Raw genomic sequence first — 25752 nt, 5'->3', positions numbered from 1 at the left:
TAGCGACCTATGTATAATGCCGCCGCTGACCAAAGAGTCACGACGGCGGACCGCTCTAGAACACAGCCTTCCGCTACAAAGCAGGACTATTACAATAGTCCACCCGCTTGACGCTCGACTGATGCAACCCAACATCACCGCGAAGAAACCTCGACATTTCGCTCATGGATGACTTTGAACGAACGCGCTCCACCCGGCGCATCTCGAGTTTCTGCGCACGCTTTCAGCAAAGAAGAGAGTTAATCCGAATATGCCCACCCGCTCGAAGATCATCTACACCTTCACCGACGAAGCCCCGGCCCTCGCCACCTATTCACTGCTGCCTATCGTAGAGGCCTTCACCGCTTCCGCTGATATTGCCGTGGAAACCCGCGACATCTCCCTCGCCGCGCGCATCCTCGCAAGCTTCCCCGAGCAACTGGGTGCCAAGGCTATCCCGGACCACCTCGCCGAACTGGGCGACCTGGCCGTTACGCCTGAAGCCAACATCATCAAACTGCCTAACATCAGCGCCTCGACCCCGCAGCTGCAAGCCGCGATCAAGGAACTTCAGGCCCAGGGCTACGCCCTGCCGGACTACCCGGAAACCGTAACCACCGACGCGGAAAAAGAAACCCGCGCACGTTACGACAAGGTCAAGGGCAGCGCCGTGAACCCGGTACTGCGCGAAGGCAACTCCGACCGCCGCGCACCGCTGTCGGTCAAGAACTACGCGCGCAAGCACCCGCACAAAATGGGCGCCTGGGCTGCCGACTCCAAGTCGCACGTCGCCCACATGAGCAATGGCGACTTCTACGGCAGCGAAAAAGCCGTACAGATCGAAGGCGCTGATGCTGTCAAAATCGAGCTGATCGCCCAGGACGGCACCGCCACCGTCCTGAAGGAAAAGACCTCGGTACAGGCCGGCGAAATCATCGACACCGCCGTGCTGAGCAAGAAAGCCCTGCGTGCGTTCATCGCCGCTGAAATCGAAGACGCCAAGAAACAAGGCGTGCTGCTGTCGGTTCACCTGAAAGCCACCATGATGAAGGTCTCCGACCCGATCATGTTCGGCCAGATCGTCGCCGAGTTCTATAAAGACGCCCTGGCCAAGCACGCCACCGTGCTGGAGCAGATCGGTTTCAACCTGAACAACGGCATCGGCGACCTGTACGCGCGCATCAAGGCCCTGCCGGCCGAGCAGCAAGCGCAGATCGAAGCTGACATCCAGGCCGTCTACGCGGCTCGCCCTGCCCTGGCGATGGTCAACTCCGACAAAGGCATCACCAACCTGCACGTGCCGAGCGACGTGATCGTCGACGCCTCGATGCCGGCCATGATCCGTGACTCCGGCAAGATGTGGGGCACCGACGGCCAGCTGCACGACACCAAGGCGGTGATCCCGGATCGCTGCTACGCCACCATCTACCAGGCGGTCATCGAAGACTGCAAGGCCAATGGCGCCTTCGACCCAACCACCATGGGCAGCGTGCCGAACGTCGGCCTGATGGCGAAGAAAGCCGAAGAGTACGGCTCCCACGACAAGACTTTCCAGATCAAGGCTGACGGCGTAGTCCGCGTCACCGACAGCAAGGGCAACCTGCTGATGGAACAGAAAGTCGAAGCCGGCGACATCTTCCGCATGTGCCAGACCAAAGACGCGCCGATCCAGGACTGGGTCAAACTGGCCGTCAACCGTGCCCGCGCCAGCAACACCCCGGCCATCTTCTGGCTGGACCCTCAGCGTGCACACGACGGCGTCGTGGTCGAGAAGGTTCAGGCTTACCTGAAAGACCACAACACCGAAGGCCTGGACATCCGCATCATGTCGCCGGTCGACGCGATGAAGTTCACCCTGGAGCGCACCCGCAAGGGCCTGGACACCATCTCGGTGACCGGCAACGTTCTGCGCGACTACCTGACCGACCTGTTCCCGATCATGGAACTGGGCACCAGCGCGAAGATGCTGTCCATCGTGCCACTGATGAACGGCGGTGGCCTGTTCGAAACCGGTGCCGGCGGTTCGGCGCCGAAGCACGTACAGCAACTGGTGGAAGAGAACTTCCTGCGCTGGGATTCCCTGGGCGAGTTCCTTGCCCTGGCTGCGTCCCTCGAGCATTTGGGTGTGACGTACAACAACCCGAAAGCCCTGGTCCTGTCCAAGACCCTGGACCAGGCCACCGGCCAGTTCCTCGACAACAACAAGTCGCCATCGCGCAAAGTCGGCAACATTGACAACCGCGGCAGCCACTTCTACCTGGCGCTGTACTGGGCTCAAGCCCTGGCCGCCCAGACCGAAGACACTGCACTGCAAGCGCAGTTCGGCGAACTGGCCAAGACCCTGACCGCGAACGAGGCAACCATCGTTGCCGAGCTCAACGCCGTCCAAGGCAAGCCAGTGGACATCGGCGGCTACTACGCGCCGAACCCGGAACTGACCAGCAAGGCCATGCGCCCAAGCAACACCCTCAATGCGGCGATTGCCAAGTTGAAGTAAAGTTGTAAGGTGACATCACAAACCCCGGCCATGTGCCGGGGTTTGTGCCTTCAGGCCTTAATCAAAGGGGGCCATCGATATACTCAGAAGCCCATGCCGTGCGAATCAGGTCCAGTATCTGCGGCCGACAATCAGGATTCCAACCTGCTCGCTCCCTTAGCATCACGGCAAACTCGGGCAGCCTCGGCAGGCTGGAAACACCCTCGAGGCTTCTCAAACCCAGCACCTGCGCAACATAAGGCAGCAACGTCACCCCCACACCCGCTTGCACCGCAGAGCGCAATGACATCAAGTCCTCCGATTCATAGACGCAGTGCCATTTTAGCCCGCACGCCTCAAGACTCCTGATCGCCAAACTGCGGAATCCACAAGGGGGCTTAAACAACACCAAGGGCAAATCTTTCAAATCATCGCCTAAGCTGACCTGCGCACTGCCAAACCATTTGACCGATAACGTATGCCAAGGCGGCTCGCTCGCAATACCCAGCTCATCGATAACCAAACATAAATCGATCTCACCGCCCTTTACGGCCTCCAACAACACGCCAGACCTTGCGACCTTTACCACCATCTGCGTAGATGGAAACTGGATGGCCATATTGGAAATGATATACGGTAGCACGCGCTCACAAAAATGTTCAGGCATACCCAGTACGACTGTTTCTCTTCTTTTTTCCTTTTCAAACAGCCCACCTATCTTGTCGTTGCAAGCAACAATATCCTTGGCGTAGCCAAATAGCTTTTCCCCCTCCAGGGTAAGCAGCACCTGACGCCTTTCCCTTACGAAGAGCTCGACACCCAGCAAGTCCTCGAGACGCCTGATCTGCTGACTGATCGCGGGCTGAGTCAAACTCAATGCTTGCGCAGCACGCGTAAAGCTTTTGGTTTCACCCACCTTGATAAAACTGCGCAAGGACTGAACATCAAGATTGACCCTCATGACACACCACCCACCGAGGAGTAACGCTTCGAAGTGTGGCAATTCCTTGCGGCACTTACAACTGACTGTTCGGCTAGGTAGAGACGTTACTCGCGTAGGAAGATCAAACTTAACGTGTACCCCTGTAGTTTCTCCTACACCCTATGCAAACAAGCGTGACCCTGAACTACGGGAACTTCCATCACGAACAAGTGACAGCCTCGATAGGACGTCGTTAGCTCGTCTCGCCGAATGGCGGGAGTTGATTTCCAACGCACTGGTAAAAAAGAATGCTCCGCTCGTGAGCTCACCTAGCACTGTAATTCTGTCATCCACATAACCTAGCTGATTAATCAGTCCACCTGTTTCAGCAGAAACCCTGACACCTCCGAAGGGATCAACACTGGCAAGGCCCTGATGAAGCATATTTTGGACAATAGGGTTGTCGAACTTTTTGACGTCACGAGGCGTACCAGTCGCAATAACCACTGCGTCATACTCGCAGCGACGAATACCTGAACAATCATCCACCACCAAGGTAAACCTTCCGTCACACTCCACCGCCTTAAGCTCACCCTTGAAGATCGACAATTGTTCCGCCTCAAGCAACACCTTTATTTTTACTGCATTCTCAACCGGGATGGAAACGCGGTAGATCATCCACCAACTTGAATAACCTAAAAATCTTCGCCTGTCCTCATCAGGCATTGCAGGCCAAATCAAATCAAGTACCGCATTGGTAGAATAAAGTACTGACTGCCAAAATCTGGGATATTGTGCCTGCGCGATCTCGTCGGTCAGAAACTCAATGGCAGGCTTCTGGGTGCACTTGGATGACCAATCAATGGCGCCAATTGCCTCTCCACCTAAAGCGAACTCCTGCAACGTCCAGCGCATCACATCGTCAAGTCGGACCACCCCACACCTAGAAATGCACGACTTGACCGTTTCAGGCGTCAGAATTTTCGGCTTATAGCGTGCCTGGGTCCCACGAACATAGGGCAACGCACCGGTACGCGAATGCAATGTGATTGGCCCCACGTGCCCATTAGTGGTGAGCCCGATCAGTGTATCGATGGCGCTGAGCCTTGAACCAACAATAGCCACACTTGCATGCTTTGGAATCAATCGACATGTACGCCTTAGAGGGTAAGGACTGTTGAAAAAACCCTCTGAAGCATCCAGATGCCGATACTCCAGACTGCGGGCATTACCGCAACTGAGTACCACGTGATCACTTGGAAAGGAAAGATTTCCTCTGGTTAAAACCACCACTTTACCATCGTGCGCAAAACTCAGGCTGACCGCCTCATCCTGAACCTGAATCAATTGACAGCCGAGTGCCACTGCCCTATTAACCAACCACCGAATCATATGCGCAAGATAAAGCCCAAATAGCGGCCGGGGTAGAAAGGACTGAGGCAATAATTCAATACCTGGAAAGTCATCCTCCCAAACCTCCCGATTATTCGATAACCATTTATAGAAATGCCCAGGCTGATCGGCGAAAGGCGAAATGAACTCAGCCCGAGTATTTAAAAGATTCGTGATGCAGTCCTCTGAATAGGCGAGCCCCCGCCCACATTGAGGCTGCCTGTCGATTAAAAACAAAGAGACACTCGAGTAACAACCCGACCTGCCGAGACCTTCCAACAACGAATAGATAAACGCAACGCTCGATGCGCCACCGCCGATGATTGTAATCACGTTATTTGACATAACAGCCTCCGTTAAATCGAATTGATCACTCCGCTAACACCTCACAACGCCATCCAACTTCAAACCCCACAACAACCCGCAACCCTAAATTAAAAAAACATCGCCCTTCATGCGCTTGCAATCAGCCGAGATAACAAATCCGCCTTCGATGCACGGTACAATATCCCGCGCGATATCAATACCCGGCGCGACCTCATCCAAATAAATAACTCCATTACGCAACGAAAAAACAGCGCGCTCCGTCACAAACATTACGCGCTGACGCAACAACTGAGCGTAGCCACCGTTAAATGTCAGGTGCGAAACCTGGCGTACAAACTTCTTGATGCGCCCTTCCTGGACAATTTGCAGCCCCTCTGCACCCATTTCGACATTCAGCCCAGCAGCGGTTAAAGTTCCGCAAAATATAATGAAGCGCGCGGACTGTGAGATATTTATAAAACCGCCAGCGCCCTGCAACTTGCTGCCAAACTGCGAGACATTGACATTGCCAGCGGCATCAATTTCAGCAAAACCCAAGCACGCCACATCAATGCCGCCGCCTTCATAAAAATCAAACAACGCTGCCTGCTCGATCACAGCACTCGGTCTATAACTGGCTCCAAACGACAACCCGAAAGCAGGCCTACCTCCCACAACTCCAGACTCAACAGTAAAGATCTCGCTCCCCGGACAGCCACTCTCCTCAGCCACTCGACCAATAACCGTGGGCATACCAATACCGAGATTGACTACTTGAACGTTTTGCTGGCGAATTTCCTGTAGCGCGCGCTTGGCAATAATCCGCTCGGCACAGGATATTGCCCCCCTATCAGGTGTCTGAACTCCCGGACATATAAATTCGGAGTTGTAGACTTCGGCATAGGTTTGAGGATGTTCTCCGGGGCGAGACACGGTGACGTAGTCTACTAGCATGCCTGGAATCTTTACATGTTGTGGCTCTATCTCATGCAACCCTACCAAGCTTTCAACTTGCACGATTACGGTGCCGCCGCAATTTTTAACAGCCATCGCCTGCGCGAGCGAGTCACTATAAGAAACTTCCCTCTCCATTGAGATATTCCCATCAGGATCGCAGCAGGTACCTCTCAACAACGCACAATTAACGTCAAGCGCGGGATAGAAAAGTGTTGTCGCTCCCGCAATATCAACTCTTTGAACAAGCGGACCGCCCCCTCGATCACTCAAACAGCCCCCTTCATTATTGGGATCAACGAAAGTATTGAGCCCGATGCTCGATATTACCCCGGGCTTTTTGGCTGCGATGGCACGAAAGAGCTGACTGATAACACCCTGCGGCCAATTATGCGCTTCTATTTCGCCGCACCGCGCCATCTCGCCCAGTCGCGGAACCAACCCCCAAAAACCGCCAATCGCCTTGGCCACCAGCCCTGGCTGAGCAAATAGATCGACACCTCGCCCCTCAAGATCCCCAGAGGCCGATGCGAAGAGCAGACCAATCTGGCGCGGTCGCCCTTCGCGCTTGAAACGCTCACTGATTGCGCGCGTGAGGCCATCTGGATGCCCGCAACTTCCAAAACCACCAGGGATGATTGTCCAACCGTCTTCGATCAAGTCCGCCGCTTGTTGCTCGCTAATGACTTTCATATGTCGGCCTCAGGAGTTGAGGCGGCGCCTGCACTGCCTTCGGGTGACATGACAACCTGAACGGGTTGCTCCCAAACAACCAGGAACGTACAACCTGTCATCGAACAGAGTTCATGCGAAGAACCGGGCGGATAAATCTGCAATACGCCCGCTGTATGAAGCCCCCGATCATCAAGCAGCTCACCCTTTAATACAAAAACCAACTCCCACCCCATGTGCATATGTCTTGGGGTAAAGGCCCCCGCCTTGTAGCGGACCAAAGCTGCGGCGGGCCCTTGCGCACCTTGCCGGGCGTCGTACAGATAAAATATCGAAACGCCCTCGCGACCATCAATTTGATAAGGCTCAAACTTTAAATGCTCAAGATCGTCGGTAGACAATCCACCGCCCAACTCACTCATCTGAATGTCAAATATTTCGCTACTGCCTATTGTATGCATGACCGTTCTCCGCCTTTTCACGAATGAACTGCTTATCAATCATTTCGCGCGAGCATGATTCATCAAATAAACCCCAACCGCCGAAACAACAAATCCCGCAACCGCCACCGCACTCGGCACTTCCCCCAACACTAGCGACGCCATGATCTGTGTGACCGCCGGAATAACATGAAACAAGTTGGTCGCCTTACTTGCCTCACCCCGTCGAATCATCAAATACAGCAGCGTCAGCGCCCCAACTGAATTCATCAACGTGATCCAGGCTACCGATGCTGCAAAGGGCGCCCATTCAGTCACGCGCATGGTTTCGGTGGCATAAGCCAGTACCAACATAACCAGCGACGCGACAACCATCTGAATGAAGCAGCCCACCCACAGGTTCACGCCACCTAGAAAGCGCTTCTGATACAGCGTGCCAAGCGTGATACCTAGCAACGCCAGGCCCACTGCGCCATATCCACCTAATGACGCCTCGGTGCCAAAAAGGCTGCTGGCTACGACAATGACCACACCGCCGACACCCAGGATCGACCCCGGCAGGTCGCGCCAACTCAATTGCTCACCTAAAAAGAAATAAGCACCGATCACAACAAATACCGGCATCAACCCGACGATCAATGCGGCTTGTCCTGCTGGAACGCCATGACTGATGCCGGTGTACAAACCCCCGAACTGCAATGCCTGTAGAAGCAACCCAACTGCAGCAGCATGAAGGTAAGGCGTCAGCTTTTTCGGCCATTGCGCTTTAATCGCGAATGCAACCCCCAGGAAAACCAGCGCCGCCAGGGCAAATCGGTAGAACGTCATGGTGAACGGCTCGCCATAACGGACGCCAAACGCGCCGCCGATGTAACCGGAGCTCCACAGCAGGATGAAGGCAATGGGGAACGGTGAGGTGAGACGTACTTCGTAGCTTTTGTGGGCAACCGGACTCATGACACTCTCCAAATTGATTTGAAGAGGTAAACTGCGCCAGCCCCTGACATCCGTAAAATCATAAAATGTCAGGTCCATCATGCGAATTGCTTATGCAGACTCACTGAAGCAACCCAATCAAATGTGGGCGCTGGCTTGCCTGCTGCCACATTGACCGAGCTTCTCCAACCACATCATCCTTGAGGCCGCTTATGACCTGGCAACCCCACATCACCGTCGCCACCCTCGTCGAAGACGGCGGCAAGTTCCTGATGGTCGAAGAACTCAAGGGTGGCCGCGCCGTGCTCAACCAGCCGGCCGGCCACCTCGACCAGCACGAAACCCTCACCGAAGCCGCCGTGCGCGAAACCCTCGAAGAAACTGGCTGGGACGTCGAGGCCACCGGTATCGTCGGCATCTACCTGTACACCGCCCCGAGCAACGGCGTGACCTACCAACGGGTCTGCTTCATCGCCAAGGCCCTGAAACACCACCCCGACTATCAACTCGACGAAGGTATCCTGCGTGCCCGCTGGCTGACCCGCGACGAACTGATGGACCTGCGCGACGACTGGCGCAGCGAGCTGATCATCCGCTGTATCGATGATTATCTGGCCGGCCAGCGCCATAGCCTCGAATTGATCCGCCCTTCTCTTTAGCCTTGAAGGCCTGAGCCTGATAGAATCGCGTCCTTTTTCAAGACACCCGTTGAAACCCTATGCGTGATCCAGCCCCTTCTGACACACAAAAGAAGCGCGTCATCGTCGGCATGTCCGGCGGCGTGGATTCTTCCGTTTCCGCCGTTCTGCTCATGGAGCAGGGTTATGAGGTGGAAGGCCTGTTCATGAAGAACTGGGAAGAAGACGATGGAACGGAATATTGCACCGCCATGGACGACCTGGCGGACGCTCAGGCCGTGTGCGACAAGATCGGCATCAAGCTGCACACCGCCAACTTCGCCGCCGAGTACTGGGACAATGTGTTCGAGCACTTCCTGGCCGAATACAAGGCCGGCCGCACGCCCAACCCGGACATCCTGTGCAACCGTGAAATCAAGTTCAAGGCGTTCCTCGACTACGCCATGATGCTCGGCGCCGACCTGATCGCCACTGGCCATTACGTGCGCCGCCGCGACATCGATGGCCGCACCGAACTGCTCAAGGGCCTGGACCCGAACAAGGACCAGAGCTACTTCCTGCATGCCGTCGGCGGCGAACAGATCGCCAAGACCCTGTTCCCGGTAGGCGAGCTGGAAAAACCCGAAGTGCGCAGGATCGCCGAGAAACACGGCCTGGCCACCGCCAAGAAGAAGGATTCCACCGGCATCTGCTTTATCGGCGAGCGCCGCTTCAGCGACTTCCTCAAGCAATACCTGCCGGCGCAACCGGGCGAGATCCACACCACCGAAGGCGACGTCATCGGCCGTCACCATGGCCTGATGTACCACACCATCGGCCAACGCCAGGGCCTGGGCATCGGCGGCTTGAAAGACGCCGGTGAAGAGCCGTGGTACGTGCTGGTCAAGGACCTGGAAAACAACGTGCTGATCGTCGGCCAGGGCAACGAGCACCCGCTGTTGTTCTCCGGCGCTCTGCTCGCTTCGGAAATCTATTGGGTCAACCCGATCGACCTGAGCACGCCACGCCGCCTGACCGCCAAAGTGCGCTATCGCCAGAGTGATCAGCCGTGCACCCTGGAAAAAACCGCCACCGGCTACCGCGCCACCTTCGATGACCCGCAACGCGCGGTCACCCCTGGCCAGTCCGTGGTGTTCTACGACGGCGAAATCTGCCTGGGCGGCGGCGTGATTGAAATCGCCGAAGCCTGGAGCCAGAAGGCATGAGCCCGACCCAGGAGCAATTGACGGCACTGGGCGGGGTGTTCCTCGCCGCGGTATTGGTGGACAAGATCGCCAAGACCGGCCAGGTCACCGAGGCCGGCCTGACCTGCATGCTCGGCAGCCTGCTGATCCGCGACCCCAAGGACACCCTGGAGGTCTACGGCGGCGACGACCTGGCGCTGCGCGAAGGTTATCGCGCACTGATCGGCGCATTGGAGCGCGACCCCAGCACTCTGCAGCGCGAGCCGTTGCGCTACGCCCTGTCGATGCTCGGCCTCGAGCGCCAGCTGGCCAAGCGCGAGGACATGCTGGAGGTCATCGGCAAGCGCCTGCCGCAGATCCAGTCCCAGGTGGAACATTTCGGCCCGGCCCACGAGAACGTGATCGCGGCCTGTGGCGCGCTGTACCAGGACACCTTGAGCACCCTGCGCCAGCGCATCCAGGTCCACGGCGACATGCGCAACCTGCAGCAACCGAACAACGCCTCGAAAATCCGTGCCCTGCTGCTGGCCGGTATTCGCTCGGCGCGGTTGTGGCGCCAGTTGGGTGGTCATCGTTGGCAACTGGTGATCAGCCGTCGCAAATTGCTCAAAGAGCTTTACCCGTTGATGCGCAACGAATAAGTCGCAGCAACAGGCCATTTTCAAGCCGTTACGCGTAATACGCCGGTCAGTTGGCAACGGACCGGCGAATTTTTTCATGTATGATACGCGCCCCATTTCGTTGCCCGACTGTCCGAGAACACCCCATGCAGCTCTCTTCGCTCACTGCGGTTTCCCCTGTAGACGGCCGCTACGCCGGCAAAACCCAGGCCCTGCGCCCTATTTTCAGCGAATACGGCCTGATCCGTGCTCGCGTACTGGTTGAAGTGCGCTGGCTCCAGCGCCTGGCCGCTCACCCCGCCATCAGCGAAGTGCCGGCGTTTTCCGCGCAAGCCAACGCTGTGCTCGACACCCTGGCGGAAAACTTCTCCCTGGAGCACGCCGAGCGTGTGAAGGAGATCGAGCGCACCACCAACCACGACGTAAAAGCCATCGAATACCTGCTCAAAGAGCAAGCGGCCAAGCTGCCAGAACTGGCCCAGGTCAGCGAATTCATCCACTTTGCCTGCACCAGCGAGGACATCAACAACCTGTCCCACGCCCTGATGCTGCGCGAAGGCCGTGATGACGTGATGCTGCCGCTGATGCGCCAGACCGCCAATGCCATCCGCGAACTGGCCATCCGCTTTGCCGACGTGCCGATGCTGTCGCGCACCCACGGCCAGCCGGCGTCGCCGACGACCCTGGGCAAAGAACTGGCCAACGTGGTGTACCGCCTGGAGCGCCAGATCGCTCAAGTCGCCGCCGTACCGCTGCTGGGCAAGATCAACGGCGCCGTAGGCAACTACAACGCCCACCTGTCGGCCTACCCGGAGATCGACTGGGAAGCCAACGCCCGCGCCTTCATCGAAGACGAGCTGGGCCTGGGCTTCAACCCCTACACCACGCAGATCGAACCGCACGACTACATTGCCGAACTGTTCGACGCCATTGCGCGCTTCAACACCATCCTGATCGACTTCGATCGCGATATCTGGGGCTACATCTCCCTGGGCTACTTCAAGCAGCGCACCATTGCCGGTGAAATCGGTTCGTCGACCATGCCGCACAAGGTCAACCCGATCGACTTCGAAAACTCCGAAGGCAACCTCGGCATCGCCAACGCCCTGTTCCAGCACCTGGCCAGCAAGTTGCCGATCTCCCGCTGGCAGCGCGACCTGACCGACTCCACCGTGCTGCGCAACCTCGGCGTGGGCTTCGCTCACAGCGTGATCGCATACGAAGCCAGTCTGAAGGGCATCAGCAAGCTTGAGCTCAATGAGCAGAAGATCGCCGCCGACCTGGACGCATGCTGGGAAGTCCTGGCCGAGCCGATCCAGACCGTGATGCGCCGCTACAACATCGAAAACCCGTACGAGAAGCTCAAAGAGTTGACGCGCGGCAAGGGCATCAGCCCTGAAGCACTGCAAACTTTCATCGACGGCCTGGACATGCCAGCCGCCGCCAAGGCCGAGCTGAAACTGCTCACCCCGGCCAACTACATTGGCAACGCTGTAGAGCAAGCCAAGCGCATCTGATCATCGCAAGACCCTTTGAGACGCCCGGCCGCGCCGGGCGTTTTTATTCCAGTCTGAAAAGTGCTTTTTTTCAATAGGTTACACATGAATCCTGATATCCCTCTTCAACTTCTGGGCGGCATCACGGCACGGGAATTCCTGCGCGACTACTGGCAGAAAAAACCGCTGCTGATCCGCCAGGCCATCCCTGATTTCGAAAGCCCGATCGACGCCGACGAACTGGCCGGCCTGGCGCTGGAAGAAGAAGTCGAGTCGCGCCTGGTGATCGAGCATGGTGAGCGCCCGTGGGAGCTGCGTCGCGGCCCGTTCGCCGAAGATGCCTTCAGCACCCTGCCCGAGCGCGAGTGGACCCTGCTGGTACAGGCGGTCGACCAGTTCGTGCCGGAAGTGGCCGAGTTGCTGGAGCAGTTCCGCTTCCTGCCGAGCTGGCGCATCGACGATGTGATGATCAGCTTCGCCGCACCGGGCGGCAGCGTTGGCCCACACTTCGACAACTACGACGTGTTCCTGCTGCAGGCCCAGGGCAAGCGCAACTGGAAGATCGGCCAGATGTGCAGCTCCGAAAGCGCGCTGCTGCAGCACGCCGACCTGCGTATCCTCGCCGAATTCGAAGAAAGCGCCGAGTGGGTCCTGGAACCGGGCGACATGCTTTACCTGCCGCCGCGCCTGGCGCACTTCGGCATTGCCGAAGACGACTGCATGACCTATTCCGTGGGCTTCCGCGCACCGAGCGCGGCCGAAGTGCTGACCCACTTCACCGACTTCCTCAGCCAGTATCTGACCGACGAAGAGCGCTATACCGACGCTGACGCCCAGCCGGTCAGCGACCCGCACCAGATCCAGAGCGACGCCCTGGACCGCCTCAAGAGCCTGCTGGCCGAGCACATGAGCGACGAGCGCATGCTGCTGACCTGGTTCGGCCAGTTCATGACCGAACCGCGCTATCCTGAACTGGTGGCCGGCGAAGAGTTGGGCGAAGACGACTTCATCAGCAGCCTGCAGGACGGTGCGATCCTGGTGCGCAACCCGAGTGCGCGCCTGGCCTGGTCCGAAGTGGACGACAATGTATTGCTGTTTGCCAGTGGCCAGAGCCGTTACCTGCCGGGCAAGCTGCGTGAACTGCTGAAGCTGGTGTGTTCGGCCGATGCGCTGCACAGCGAGAACCTGGGCGAATGGCTGGCAGACGAAGACGGTCGCGACCTGCTGTGTGAATTGGTCAAGCAAGGAAGCCTGGGATTTGCCGATGAATAGGATTCACGTAAGTGTCGCGGACTGGCAAAAGGATATCGCCGAGATTCGGCGCATTCGTGAAGCGGTGTTTATCGCTGAACAATCGGTTCCACCGGAGCTGGAGTGGGACGCGGACGACGCCGGCGCAGTGCATTTCCTTGCATTCGAAGGTGATTTTCCGATCGGTACCGCCCGCCTGCTACCCAGCGGCGAGATTGGCCGCGTGTCGGTCCTCAAGGACTGGCGCGGGCTGAAGGTCGGCGACAAGCTGATGGAAACGGTGATTGGCGTGGCCGAACAACGTGGCCAGACCAGGCAGTTCCTGAGTGCGCAGGTGTATGCAGCACCGTTTTATGAGCGGCTGGGCTTCAAGATCGTCAGTGACGAATTTCTTGAAGTCGGGATTCCGCATGTGGATATGGTGCGCGAGGGCTGATCCGAGATCGCGTCGCTGCCATCGGGGGCAAGCCCCCTCCCACTTTTTGACCGAGTAAGTCCTTTGGAATGCGGCCAAGTGTGGGAGGGGGCTTGCCCCCGATAGCCATTTCAGCAACACCAACAATGCCCTGCCATGCCAGGGCATTTTGCCGTCTACGATTCAACTTGCACCCGGCCAGGCCGACAAACTGGCACTATCCAGCCTTTGACTCGCAGAGATAACGGACATGTCCCTACGCACCCTGCTCACCGCCCTCCTCCTGACCGCCAGCGCCGCGGCCATGGCCGACACCGAAGTCGTCAACCTGAGCAACCGTACCAGCGCCGACCTGCTGCCAGTGGCACAGAACTTCATCGGCAAGGACGGTACCGTCAGCGCCTACGGCAACCAACTGATCGTCAAGGCCGACCCCGGCAAGATCCAGGACCTGCGCACCCTGCTTTCCCAGCTGGATACGCCAGCCAAACGCCTGCTGATCACCGTCGACACCAACGAAAACAACCAGCAGAACACCGGTGACAGCCAGACCCGCATCATCAGCTACGGCACCACCAGCCGCGACGGCGGCGTCCAGCAGATCCAGGCCAGCGAAGGCGTGCCCGCGCTGATCCAGGTCGGCCAGAGCGTGCCGCTGACCACCACCCAGCAGGACAGCTATGGCCGCCTGCAGAACCAGACCCAGTATCGCAACGTGACCCAGGGCTTCTACGTGACCGCCAGCGTCACCGGCGAGACCGTACACCTGGCGATCAGTACCAACCGTGACCGCATGAGCCAGGACCGTCCCGATGTAGTGAACGTACAGAGTACCGACACAACCGTCAGCGGGCGCCTGGGTGAATGGATCACCCTGGCCGGCATCAATCGCGAGACCCAGGCCGACAAATCCTCTGCAACCCGCAGCTACTCTACTCAGGGCCGCGATGACCTGACAGTACGGGTCAAGGTCGATACCCTGAACTGAAGCACCAAAAACTGACTGACGAGTCGTATTAGACTAAAGATGTAGTGCTTGAAAAAAAGCACTACAAAACATTTGACGATCCAAAAAAGCATGGGCATGATGGCCTCGCTCCCGCTAATCAGAGGCCCTGGCAAGGGCCTTCGGATCGTCGCTCCAAGCTACCCACCCGAGCCGATTCGTGTCTGTACCGCCCACAAGGCGTGTTTGACGAGGTTGCGACTGGAACGAAGTTGTCCCGAGGGACGGAAGCTAACCAGGTAACCCGGCTACACGCTGTTGAACACCCGAGGGCCCACGACGCCCGGAGACTGTTCTCGGTCCACCTGTACCTGCTCCACCCTCTCGCCAATCGTTCATCCCGTCGCATTCCCCGTCAGACCCGACATGACCGCCTAAGCTTCTGGTCAGCGAGCAGCCCTGCCCACGCATTTGAATGCAGGGCTGGCAAATGGATTTTTCCACCACACGAAGACGCGACGAGGTTTACTTCCATGGCACTGACACGCGAACAGCAAATTGCAGCCCTCGAGAAAGACTGGGCTGAAAACCCACGCTGGAAAGGCGTGACCCGCGCTTATTCCGCTGCTGACGTCGTCCGCCTGCGTGGCTCGGTTCAACCTGAGCACACCTTTGCAAAACTCGGCGCCGAGAAGCTGTGGAACCTAGTGACACAAGGTGCCAAGCCGTCCTTCCGTCCCGACAAAGATTTCGTCAACTGCATGGGCGCCCTCACTGGCGGCCAGGCAGTCCAGCAGGTGAAAGCCGGTATCCAGGCGATCTACCTGTCCGGCTGGCAAGTGGCGGCGGACAACAACTCCGCTGAATCCATGTACCCCGACCAATCGCTGTACCCGGTGGACTCGGTGCCGACCGTGGTCAAGCGCATCAACAACTCGTTCCGTCGTGCCGACCAGATCCAGTGGAAAGCCGGCAAGAACCCGGGCGATGAAGGCTACATCGACTACTTCGCACCGATCGTGGCCGACGCCGAAGCCGGTTTCGGCGGCGTACTCAACGCCTACGAACTGATGAAGAGCATGATCGAGGCTGGCGCTGCCGGCGTGCACTTCGAAGACCAGCTGGCGTCCGTGAAGAAATGCGGCCACATGGGCGGCAAGGTACTGGTTCCGACCCAGGAAGCCGTACAGAAACTGACCGCTGCCCGCCTGGCCGCTGACGTTGCCGGCACGCCGACCATCATCCTGGCGCGTACCGATGCCAACGCGGCTGACCTGCTGACATCGGACTGCGACCCGTACGACCAGCCATTCGTGACTGGCGAGCGCACCCAGGAAGGTTTCTATAAGGTACGTGCCGGTCTCGACCAGGCCATCGCCCGCGGCCTGGCCTACGCGCCGTATGCCGACTTGATCTGGTGCGAAACCGCCAAGCCGGACCTGGACGAAGCCCGTCGCTTCGCCGAAGCGATCAAGAAGGAATACCCGGACCAACTGCTGTCCTACAACTGCTCGCCTTCCTTCAACTGGAAGAAGAACCTGGACGACGCGACCATCGCCAAGTTCCAACGCGAACTGTCCGCCATGGGCTACAAGCACCAGTTCATCACCCTGGCCGGCATTCACAACATGTGGCACAGCATGTTCAACCTGGCGCACGACTACGCCCGCAACGACATGACCGCCTACGTGAAGCTGCAGGAGCAGGAGTTCGCTGACGCCGCCAAGGGCTACACCTTCGTGGCACACCAGCAGGAAGTGGGCACCGGCTACTTCGACGACATGACCACCGTGATCCAGGGCGGCACCTCGTCCGTGACCGCGCTGACCGGTTCGACCGAAGAAGAGCAGTTCCACTGATTGACTGAGTACACGGCCACTGCAGCCCCAGGGAAGACCTAACCGCAGTGCCGCACAAAGATCACGCCCCGACCTGTTCGGGGCGTTTTTTTGCCCCGTGAAAAACCTCCCTGTCAAAATGAAGATCAACCTGTGGGAGGGGGCAAGCCCCCTCACACACTGGAAATGCCGACGAGGCTCTGGATTTTGTGCAAAACATTGATCCAGAGCGGTATTTGCAGGGATCAAATCGGTTAAAAGATCCCCGTCGGCAACTAAGCGGTATTCAACCAAGTAACAGCAACTTCCCCCGCCCCACCACACACACCCGCTTAAAACCCGCGCAAACAATATTCATTATCATTTAGCTCGTGAAAACTTCGTTACCGGTTAAACAAAACACATTTGATTAAATGCCCGCTAATGCCCGCCACACAAGGGCTGTAGCCCCAAGAAGGTGCACTATGTGCTTATTCCATCGAATAATTTCGCTATCGGAATTTTACTTGCCCGGTGTTTAGCCATAAAATCACCGCGATTGATTGCAGTGCGACATATCGTCACTGCATCGTTACTTTTTCGAGCTCAGAGACCTTTGCTCTCTGTTAAGGATTTCCAGCATGACCGAAGCGACAGGACTCATGGCCCACAACTGGGGCTTTGCCATTTTCCTCCTCGGTGTTGTCGGCCTCTGCGCCTTCATGCTCGGTGTTTCCAGCCTCCTCGGGTCAAAAGCCTGGGGCCGCAGCAAAAATGAACCGTTCGAGTCCGGCATGCTGCCTACAGGTGGCGCCCGCTTGCGGCTCTCAGCCAAATTCTATCTGGTCGCGATGCTGTTCGTGATCTTCGATATCGAAGCCCTCTTTCTCTTTGCCTGGTCTGTGTCCGTCCGCGAAAGCGGCTGGACCGGATTCGTCGAAGCCCTCGTTTTCATAGCAATTCTGTTGGCAGGTCTTGTCTACCTATTCCGAGTGGGCGCCCTTGACTGGGCTCCGGAAGCTCGTCGTAAGCGGCAAGCGAAGCTGAAACAATGAGGCTTTGGCGATGCAATACAATCTCACCAGGATCGACCCGGATGCTCCTAACGAGCAGTACCCCATCGGCGAGCGGGAAACCGTTTCCGACCCGTTAGAAGACCAAGTCCACAAAAACATCTACATGGGCAAGCTGGAAGACGTGCTGAGTGGCGCGGTCAACTGGGGGCGTAAGAACTCCCTGTGGCCGTACAACTTCGGTCTTTCGTGCTGCTACGTGGAAATGACCACCGCCTTCACGGCGCCCCACGACATCGCGCGCTTTGGCGCCGAAGTTATCCGGGCCTCGCCGCGCCAGGCGGATTTCATGGTTATCGCCGGCACCTGCTTCATCAAGATGGCGCCGATCATCCAGCGTCTCTACGAGCAAATGCTCGAACCGAAGTGGGTTATCTCCATGGGTTCGTGCGCCAACTCCGGTGGCATGTACGACATCTATTCCGTCGTTCAAGGGGTGGACAAGTTCCTGCCCGTGGACGTCTACGTGCCTGGCTGCCCGCCTCGCCCTGAAGCGTTCCTGCAAGGCTTGATGCTGTTGCAGGAATCGATTGGCAAGGAGCGTCGCCCGCTTTCCTGGGTCGTCGGCGATCAAGGCGTGTACCGCGCCGAGATGCCGTCGCAAAAGGAACAGCGCCGCGAACAGCGTATCGCAGTCACCAACCTGCGCAGCCCCGACGAAGTCTGATCCAGCACCGCTTCTTTTATAGAACGAACACCTGGCTTCATTCTTTACGTTGACCGAAAGCGATAAAAAACCATGACTACAGGCAGTGCTCTGTACATCCCGCCTTATAAGGCAGACGACCAGGATGTGGTCGTCGAACTCAATAACCGTTTTGGCCCTGACGCCTTCACCGCCCAGGCCACACGCACCGGCATGCCGGTGCTGTGGGTGGCGCGTGCCAGGCTTGTCGAAGTCCTGACCTTCCTGCGCAACCTGCCCAAGCCGTTCGTCATGCTCTATGACCTGCACGGTGTGGACGAGCGTCTGCGCACCAAGCGTCAGGGGCTGCCGAGCGGCGCCGATTTCACCGTGTTCTACCACCTGCTGTCGATCGAACGTAACAGCGACGTGATGATCAAGGTCGCCCTGTCCGAGAGCGACCTGAGCGTGCCGACCGTGACCGGTATCTGGCCGAACGCCAGCTGGTACGAACGCGAAGTCTGGGACATGTTCGGCATCGACTTCCCGGGCCACCCGCACCTGACGCGCATCATGATGCCGCCGACCTGGGAAGGTCACCCGCTGCGCAAGGACTTCCCTGCGCGCGCCACCGAATTCGACCCATTCAGCCTCAACCTCGCCAAGCAACAGCTTGAAGAGGAGGCTGCACGCTTCCGTCCGGAAGACTGGGGCATGAAGCGCTCCGGCACCAACGAGGACTACATGTTCCTCAACCTGGGCCCGAACCACCCTTCGGCCCACGGCGCCTTCCGTATCATCCTGCAACTGGACGGCGAAGAAATCGTCGACTGCGTGCCGGACATCGGCTACCACCACCGTGGTGCCGAGAAAATGGCCGAGCGCCAGTCGTGGCACAGCTTCATCCCGTACACCGACCGTATCGACTACCTCGGCGGCGTGATGAACAACCTGCCGTACGTGCTCTCGGTCGAGAAACTGGCCGGTATCAAGGTGCCGGACCGCGTCGACACCATCCGCATCATGATGGCCGAGTTCTTCCGGATCACCAGCCACCTGCTGTTCCTGGGGACCTATATCCAGGACGTCGGCGCCATGACCCCGGTGTTCTTCACCTTCACCGACCGTCAGCGCGCCTACAAGGTCATCGAAGCCATCACCGGTTTCCGCCTGCACCCGGCCTGGTACCGCATCGGCGGCGTGGCCCACGACCTGCCGAACGGTTGGGAACGCCTGGTCAAGGAATTCATCGACTGGATGCCCAAGCGCCTGGACGAATACCAAAAGGCCGCGCTGGATAACAGCATCCTCAAGGGGCGTACCATCGGCGTCGCGCAGTACAACACCAAGGAAGCCCTGGAATGGGGCGTCACCGGTGCCGGCCTGCGTTCCACCGGCTGCGATTTCGACCTGCGTAAAGCACGTCCGTACTCCGGGTATGAGAATTTCGAATTCGAAGTCCCGCTGGCGGCCAATGGCGATGCCTACGACCGTTGCATCGTGCGCGTCGAAGAAATGCGCCAGAGCCTGAAGATCATCGAGCAGTGCATGCGCAACATGCCGGCCGGCCCGTACAAGGCGGATCACCCGCTGACCACGCCGCCGCCGAAAGAGCGCACGCTGCAGCACATCGAAACCCTGATCACGCACTTCCTGCAGGTTTCGTGGGGCCCGGTCATGCCGGCCAACGAGTCCTTCCAGATGATCGAAGCGACCAAGGGTATCAACAGTTATTACCTGACGAGCGATGGCGGCACCATGAGCTACCGCACCCGGATCCGTACCCCGAGCTTCGCCCACTTGCAGCAGATCCCTTCGGTGATCAAAGGCGAGATGGTCGCGGACTTGATTGCGTACCTGGGTAGTATCGATTTCGTTATGGCCGACGTGGACCGCTAAGCATGAACAGCACGCTTATCCAGACAGACCGTTTCACCTTGAGTGAAACCGAGCGCTCGGCCATCGAGCACGAGCTGCATCACTACGAAGACCCGCGCGCGGCGTCGATCGAAGCCTTGAAGATCGTCCAGAAGGAACGAGGCTGGGTGCCGGACGGCGCCCTCTACGCCATCGGCGAAATCCTCGGCATCCCTGCCAGCGACGTTGAAGGGGTGGCCACGTTCTACAGCCAGATCTTCCGTCAGCCGGTGGGCCGCCACATCATTCGCGTGTGCGATAGCATGGTCTGCTACATCGGCGGCCACGAATCGGTGGTCAGCGAGATCCAGAACAAGCTGGGCATCGGCCTCGGCCAGACCACCCCGGACGGCCGCTTCACGCTGCTGCCGGTGTGCTGCCTGGGCAACTGCGACAAGGCGCCGGCGTTGATGATCGACGACGACACATTCGGTGACGTGCAGCCCGCTGGCGTGACCCAATTGCTCGAGGGCTACCCATGACCCTGACTTCTTTCGGCCCGGCCAACCTGATCAAGCGTTCGCCCGAGACCCATCCGCTGACCTGGCGCCTGCGTGACGATGCCGAACCGGTATGGTTCGACGAGTACCAGGCCAAGAACGGCTACGCGGCTGCGCGCAAAGCCTTCGCGGACATGGCCCAGGACGATATCGTCCAGACCGTGAAAGACGCCGGCCTCAAAGGCCGCGGCGGTGCAGGCTTCCCCACGGGCGTGAAGTGGGGCCTGATGCCCAAGGACGAATCCATCAACATCCGCTACCTGCTGTGCAACGCGGATGAAATGGAGCCGAACACCTGGAAAGACCGCATGCTGATGGAGCAACTGCCCCATCTGCTCATCGAAGGCATGCTGATCAGCGCCCGCGCGCTGAAAACCTACCGGGGCTACATCTTCCTGCGTGGCGAGTACACCACCGCCGCCAAGCACCTCAACCGTGCCGTGGAAGAAGCCAAGGCCGCCGGCCTGTTGGGCAAGAACATCTTGGGTTCGGGTTTTGACTTCGAACTGTTCGTGCACACCGGCGCCGGGCGCTACATCTGCGGTGAAGAAACCGCACTGATCAACTCCCTCGAAGGTCGCCGCGCCAACCCGCGCTCCAAGCCGCCCTTCCCTGCCGCCGTGGGCGTGTGGGGCAAGCCGACCTGCGTGAACAACGTCGAGACCCTGTGCAACGTGCCGGCGATCATCGCCGACGGCGTGGACTGGTACAAATCGTTGGCCCGCGAAGGCAGCGAGGACATGGGCACCAAGCTCATGGGCTTCTCCGGCAAGGTCAAGAACCCTGGCCTGTGGGAGCTGCCGTTCGGCGTGACCGCACGCGAGCTGTTCGAGGACTACGCCGGCGGCATGCGCGACGGCTACACCTTGAAAGCCTGGCAGCCAGGCGGCGCCGGTACCGGTTTCCTGTTGCCCGAGCACCTCGACGCACAAATGTACGCCGGCGGCATCGGCAAGGTGGGCACCCGGATGGGTACCGGCCTGGCGATGGCGGTCGACAACACCGTGAACATGGTCTCCTTGCTGCGCAACATGGAGCAGTTCTTTGCCCGCGAGTCCTGCGGCTTCTGCACACCATGCCGCGACGGTCTGCCATGGAGCGTGAAGCTGCTGATGGCCCTGGAAAACGGCGAAGGCCGCGAGGGTGATATCGAAACCCTGCTGGGCCTGGTCGGTTTCCTCGGCCCGGGCAAGACCTTCTGTGCTCACGCACCGGGCGCCGTGGAGCCATTGGGCAGCGCAATCAAATACTTCCGCTCGGAGTTCGAAGCCGGCATCGCGCCTACCAGCGCTGCCGTCCCGCCTCTGGCAAGGCCGATCGTAGTCGGCGCGTAACGCTTTAAAAGGCGAAGGGTCCGTGCCCTTCGCTTTCTCATGGGCTGACGCCGTAGAGGCTGTGTTGAGGCCCATGAATAACAAGATTCCATTAGCCACGCCCGCTGACAACGGGCCAACGAAGAACTTTGAACCATGGCCACTATCCACGTAGACGGCAAAGCGCTCGAAGTCGATGGGGCAGACAACCTGTTACAGGCCTGTCTGTCGCTCGGTCTCGATATCCCGTATTTCTGCTGGCACCCCGCGCTTGGTAGCGTCGGGGCCTGCCGCCAGTGTGCGGTCAAGCAGTACACCGACGAGAACGACACCCGTGGTCGTATCGTCATGTCCTGCATGACCCCAGCCACCGACAACACCTGGATCTCCATCGACGATGAAGAATCCAAGGCGTTCCGCGCCAGCGTCGTCGAATGGCTGATGACCAACCACCCCCACGACTGCCCGGTCTGTGAGGAAGGCGGTCACTGCCACCTGCAAGACATGACCGTGATGACCGGCCACAACGAGCGCCGTTATCGCTTCACCAAGCGTACCCACCAGAACCAGGACCTCGGCCCGTTCATTTCCCACGAAATGAACCGCTGCATCGCCTGCTATCGCTGCGTGCGCTTCTATAAGGACTACGCCGGCGGCACCGACCTCGGCGTATTCGGCGCCCACGACAACGTGTACTTCGGTCGTGTTGAAGACGGCGTGCTCGAAAGCGAGTTCTCCGGCAACCTCACCGAGGTCTGCCCGACCGGTGTGTTCACCGACAAGACGCACTCCGAGCGCTACAACCGCAAGTGGGACATGCAGTTCGCCCCGAGCATCTGCCATGGCTGCTCCAGCGGTTGCAACATCTCCCCGGGCGAGCGCTACGGCGAATTGCGTCGCATCGAAAACCGCTTCAACGGTTCGGTCAACCAGTACTTCCTGTGCGACCGTGGCCGTTTCGGCTATGGCTACGTCAACCGCGAAGACCGCCCTCGCCAACCACTGCTCGCCGACGGCGCCAAGCTGAGCCTGGACGACGCGCTGGATAAAGCTGCCGACCTGCTGCGCGGCCGCAACATCGTCGGTATCGGTTCGCCCCGCGCCAGCCTCGAAAGCAACTTCGCGTTGCGCGAGCTGGTGGGCGCCGAGCACTTCTACAGCGGTATCGAAGCCGGTGAATTGGAGCGCATCCGCCTGGTCCTGCAGGTGCTGAACGACAGCCCGCTGCCCGTACCGAACATGCGCGACATCGAAGACCACGACGCGATCTTCGTGCTCGGTGAAGACCTGACCCAGACCGCCGCCCGCATCGCCCTGTCGCTGCGCCAGTCGGTCAAGGGCAAGGCCGAAGACATGGCCGACGCCATGCGCGTACAGCCGTGGCTCGACGCCGCAGTGAAGAACATCGGCCAGCACGCGCTGAACCCGTTGTTTATTGCGAGCATCGCTGAAACCAAGCTCGACGACATCGCCGAAGAATGTGTGCACGCAGCACCGGACGACCTGGCCCGCCTCGGTTTCGCCGTGGCCCACGCCCTGGACGCCAGCGCGCCTGCCGTCGAAGGCCTGGACACCGAAGCCGGTGAACTGGCCCAGCGCATCGCCGACGCCCTGCTGGCGGCCAAGCGCCCATTGATCATTGCTGGCACCTCGTTGGGTTCCAAGGCGCTGATCGAAGCCGCTGCCAACATCGCCAAGGCCCTGAAGCTGCGCGACAAGAACGGTTCCATCAGCCTGGTGGTGCCGGAAGCCAACAGCCTCGGCCTGGCCATGCTCGGTGGCGAGTCCCTGGACGCTGCCCTGCAGGCGGTGACCGACGGCAACGCCGACGCCATCGTGGTACTGGAAAACGACTTGTACACCCGCACCGACGCCGCCAAGGTCGACGCGGCACTGAACGCGGCCAAAGTGCTGATCGTTGCCGATCACCAGAAGACCGCCACCAGCGACCGCGCCCACCTGGTACTGCCGGCCGCCACCTTCGCCGAAGGCGACGGCACCCTGGTCAGCCAGGAAGGCCGTGCCCAGCGCTTCTTCCAGGTGTTCGATCCGAAGTACATGGACGCCAGCATCCTGGTTCACGAAGGCTGGCGCTGGCTGCATGCCTTGCGCGCCACCCTGCTGAACCAGCCGATCGACTGGACCCAGCTCGACCACGTCACCGCAGCCACCGCTGCCAGCGCCCCGCAACTGGCGCGGATTGTCGACGCGGCACCGTCCGCTTCGTTCCGCATCAAGGGCTTGAAACTGGCCCGTGAACCGCTGCGTTATTCCGGTCGTACCGCGATGCGCGCCGACATCAGCGTGCACGAACCGCGTACCCCGCAAGACAACGACACCGCGTTCGCCTTCTCCATGGAAGGCTACTCGGGTTCGGTCGAGCCGCGTCAGCAGGTGCCATTCGCCTGGTCGCCGGGCTGGAACTCGCCGCAGGCCTGGAACAAGTTCCAGGACGAAGTCGGTGGTCACCTCCGCGCTGGCGACCCGGGCACCCGCCTGATCGAAAGCACCGGTGATGCGCTGAACTGGTTCGCCGCCGTACCGCGTCCGTTCAACCCGGCCCAGGGCACCTGGCAGGTTGTGCCGTTCTTCCACCTGTTCGGCAGCGAAGAGAACTCTTCCAAGGCCGCGCCGGTGCAAAGCCGCATTCCTGAAGCCTACGTATCCCTGGCCAAGTCCGAAGCCGACCGCCTGGGCGTCAACGACGGTGCCCTGCTCAGCCTGAACGTGGCCGGCCAGACCCTGCGTCTGCCGCTGCGCATCAACGATGAGTTGGGTGCAGGCCTGGTTGCACTGCCAAAAGGCCTCGCCGGTATTCCGCCTGCGATCTTTGGCAAAACCGTTGACGGTCTGCAGGAGGCAGCGCAATGACCTGGTTCACCCCTGAAGTGATCGACGTGATCATCTCGGTCGTCAAGGCCATCGTGATCCTGTTGGCCGTGGTCGTCGCGGGCGCCCTGCTCAGCTTCGTCGAACGTCGCCTGCTGGGTTGGTGGCAGGACCGCTACGGTCCGAACCGCGTTGGCCCGTTCGGCATGTTCCAGATCGCCGCCGACATGTTGAAAATGTTCTTCAAGGAAGACTGGACCCCGCCGTTTGCCGACAAGGTGATCTTCACCCTGGCACCGGTCGTGGCCATGAGCGCCTTGCTGATCGCCTTCGCGATCATCCCGATCACCCCGACCTGGGGCGTGGCGGACCTGAACATCGGCTTGCTGTTCTTCTTCGCCATGGCCGGACTGTCGGTCTACGCGGTACTGTTCGCCGGCTGGTCGAGCAACAACAAGTTCGCCCTGCTGGGCAGCTTGCGGGCCTCGGCCCAGACCGTGTCCTACGAAGTGTTCATGGGCCTGGCGCTGATGGGCATCGTGGTGCAGGTCGGCTCGTTCAACATGCGCGACATCGTCGAGTACCAGGCACAGAACCTGTGGTTCATCATTCCGCAGTTCTTCGGCTTCTGTACCTTCTTCATCGCTGGCGTCGCCGTGACTCACCGTCACCCGTTCGACCAGCCGGAAGCGGAACAGGAACTGGCCGACGGTTACCACATCGAATACGCCGGCATGAAGTGGGGCATGTTCTTCGTCGGTGAATACATCGGCATCATCCTGATCTCGGCCCTGCTGGTCACGCTGTTCTTCGGCGGCTGGCACGGACCGTTCGGCATCCTGCCGCAGTTGGCGTTCTTCTGGTTCTTCCTGAAGACCGCGTTCTTCATCATGTTGTTTATCCTGCTGCGCGCTTCCATTCCGCGTCCACGATATGACCAGGTGATGGATTTCAGCTGGCGCTTCTGCCTGCCGCTGACCCTGATCAATTTGCTGGTGACTGCTGCCGTGGTGCTGATGCACACGCCAGCGGCTGCGGTTCAGTGAGGATT

21 protein-coding genes are annotated in these 25752 nt (G+C 59.3%); 16 read left to right on the top strand and 5 right to left on the bottom strand.

Going from position 1 to position 25752, the window contains the following annotated elements:
* Window positions 1-250: 250 nt before the first annotated feature.
* Window positions 251-2476 carry an NADP-dependent isocitrate dehydrogenase gene (locus BM017_RS13665; protein WP_092245092.1) on the top strand — a complete coding sequence of 742 codons (2226 nt, stop codon included), beginning with the start codon at window positions 251-253 and terminating at the stop codon, window positions 2474-2476.
* 61 nt (window positions 2477-2537) lie between these two features.
* Here the strand turns inward: BM017_RS13665 and BM017_RS13660 are convergent, their stop codons facing one another.
* The 5 genes from BM017_RS13660 to BM017_RS13640 all read right to left on the bottom strand — a co-directional run bounded on the left by BM017_RS13660 (window position 2538) and on the right by BM017_RS13640 (window position 8179).
* Complete coding sequence (locus BM017_RS13660; protein WP_139216857.1) at window positions 2538-3416, bottom strand: LysR family transcriptional regulator; 879 nt, start codon at window positions 3414-3416, stop codon at window positions 2538-2540.
* Window positions 3417-3557: 141 nt separating this feature from the next.
* Window positions 3558-5114 (bottom strand): FAD/NAD(P)-binding protein, encoded by a 1557-nt coding sequence (locus BM017_RS13655; protein WP_092245086.1) that lies wholly within the window; start codon window positions 5112-5114, stop codon window positions 3558-3560.
* An 84-nt stretch (window positions 5115-5198) separates the two neighbouring features.
* On the bottom strand, window positions 5199-6722 hold the full coding sequence (locus BM017_RS13650) for an acyl CoA:acetate/3-ketoacid CoA transferase (protein ID WP_092245083.1): 1524 nt from the start codon (window positions 6720-6722) through the stop codon (window positions 5199-5201).
* On the bottom strand, window positions 6719-7162 hold the full coding sequence (locus BM017_RS13645; protein ID WP_092245080.1) for a cupin domain-containing protein: 444 nt from the start codon (window positions 7160-7162) through the stop codon (window positions 6719-6721). The genes BM017_RS13650 and BM017_RS13645 overlap by 4 nt, the downstream gene beginning before the upstream one ends.
* A gap of 39 nt (window positions 7163-7201) precedes the next feature.
* Window positions 7202-8179 (bottom strand): DMT family transporter, encoded by a 978-nt coding sequence (locus tag BM017_RS13640; RefSeq protein ID WP_092245077.1) that lies wholly within the window; start codon window positions 8177-8179, stop codon window positions 7202-7204.
* A 110-nt stretch (window positions 8180-8289) separates the two neighbouring features.
* Here BM017_RS13640 and BM017_RS13635 point away from each other — a divergent pair, with 110 nt between their 5' ends.
* The 15 genes from BM017_RS13635 (at window position 8290) to nuoH (ending at window position 25747) form a co-directional block, all read left to right on the top strand.
* Window positions 8290-8736 carry an NUDIX hydrolase gene (locus BM017_RS13635; protein WP_092245074.1) on the top strand — a complete coding sequence of 149 codons (447 nt, stop codon included), beginning with the start codon at window positions 8290-8292 and terminating at the stop codon, window positions 8734-8736.
* Between the two features lie 59 nt (window positions 8737-8795).
* Window positions 8796-9920, top strand: a complete 1125-nt coding sequence (mnmA, locus tag BM017_RS13630) for a tRNA 2-thiouridine(34) synthase MnmA (protein WP_071491899.1) — start codon at window positions 8796-8798, stop codon at window positions 9918-9920.
* Window positions 9917-10540 carry a high frequency lysogenization protein HflD gene (gene hflD, locus BM017_RS13625; protein WP_058425015.1) on the top strand — a complete coding sequence of 208 codons (624 nt, stop codon included), beginning with the start codon at window positions 9917-9919 and terminating at the stop codon, window positions 10538-10540. The genes mnmA and hflD overlap by 4 nt, the downstream gene beginning before the upstream one ends.
* Window positions 10541-10665: 125 nt before the next feature.
* Complete coding sequence (purB, locus tag BM017_RS13620; protein WP_092245071.1) at window positions 10666-12036, top strand: adenylosuccinate lyase; 1371 nt, start codon at window positions 10666-10668, stop codon at window positions 12034-12036.
* Between the two features lie 84 nt (window positions 12037-12120).
* Window positions 12121-13287, top strand: a complete 1167-nt coding sequence (locus BM017_RS13615) for a ribosomal protein uL16 3-hydroxylase (protein WP_092245068.1) — start codon at window positions 12121-12123, stop codon at window positions 13285-13287.
* Window positions 13280-13702: a GNAT family N-acetyltransferase gene (locus BM017_RS13610; RefSeq protein ID WP_092245065.1), complete on the top strand. Its 423-nt coding sequence runs from the start codon at window positions 13280-13282 to the stop codon at window positions 13700-13702. Before BM017_RS13615 ends, BM017_RS13610 begins: the two co-directional genes overlap by 8 nt.
* Window positions 13703-13931: 229 nt before the next feature.
* On the top strand, window positions 13932-14669 hold the full coding sequence (locus tag BM017_RS13605) for a secretin N-terminal domain-containing protein (protein WP_092245062.1): 738 nt from the start codon (window positions 13932-13934) through the stop codon (window positions 14667-14669).
* 491 nt (window positions 14670-15160) lie between these two features.
* Complete coding sequence (gene aceA / locus BM017_RS13600) at window positions 15161-16486, top strand: isocitrate lyase (RefSeq protein ID WP_003174717.1); 1326 nt, start codon at window positions 15161-15163, stop codon at window positions 16484-16486.
* Between the two features lie 599 nt (window positions 16487-17085).
* On the top strand, window positions 17086-17499 hold the full coding sequence (locus BM017_RS13595) for an NADH-quinone oxidoreductase subunit A (RefSeq protein ID WP_003219575.1): 414 nt from the start codon (window positions 17086-17088) through the stop codon (window positions 17497-17499).
* A gap of 10 nt (window positions 17500-17509) precedes the next feature.
* Window positions 17510-18184 (top strand): NuoB/complex I 20 kDa subunit family protein, encoded by a 675-nt coding sequence (locus tag BM017_RS13590; RefSeq protein WP_003174719.1) that lies wholly within the window; start codon window positions 17510-17512, stop codon window positions 18182-18184.
* Between the two features lie 72 nt (window positions 18185-18256).
* Window positions 18257-20041 carry an NADH-quinone oxidoreductase subunit C/D gene (gene nuoC, locus BM017_RS13585; RefSeq protein ID WP_092245059.1) on the top strand — a complete coding sequence of 595 codons (1785 nt, stop codon included), beginning with the start codon at window positions 18257-18259 and terminating at the stop codon, window positions 20039-20041.
* A gap of 2 nt (window positions 20042-20043) precedes the next feature.
* Complete coding sequence (gene nuoE, locus BM017_RS13580; protein WP_003174721.1) at window positions 20044-20541, top strand: NADH-quinone oxidoreductase subunit NuoE; 498 nt, start codon at window positions 20044-20046, stop codon at window positions 20539-20541.
* Entirely contained in the window at window positions 20538-21893 is a 1356-nt protein-coding gene (gene nuoF, locus BM017_RS13575) for an NADH-quinone oxidoreductase subunit NuoF (protein WP_025858970.1), read from the top strand. The genes nuoE and nuoF overlap by 4 nt, the downstream gene beginning before the upstream one ends.
* Before the next feature lie 135 nt (window positions 21894-22028).
* The gene (gene nuoG, locus BM017_RS13570; RefSeq protein WP_092245056.1) at window positions 22029-24743 is read left to right on the top strand and encodes an NADH-quinone oxidoreductase subunit NuoG; all 2715 of its coding nucleotides are present in this window, start codon (window positions 22029-22031) and stop codon (window positions 24741-24743) included.
* A complete protein-coding gene (nuoH, locus tag BM017_RS13565; RefSeq protein WP_071491905.1) occupies window positions 24740-25747 on the top strand; it encodes an NADH-quinone oxidoreductase subunit NuoH in 1008 nt (335 codons plus the stop codon). Before nuoG ends, nuoH begins: the two co-directional genes overlap by 4 nt.
* Window positions 25748-25752: the final 5 nt, after the last annotated feature.

Source organism: Pseudomonas sp. NFPP04 (assembly GCF_900113815.1).
GTDB classification, from domain to species: domain Bacteria; phylum Pseudomonadota; class Gammaproteobacteria; order Pseudomonadales; family Pseudomonadaceae; genus Aquipseudomonas; species Aquipseudomonas extremorientalis.
Note: the sequence above shows the minus strand (reverse complement) of the source record. Positions and strands in the feature narration are given on the sequence as shown.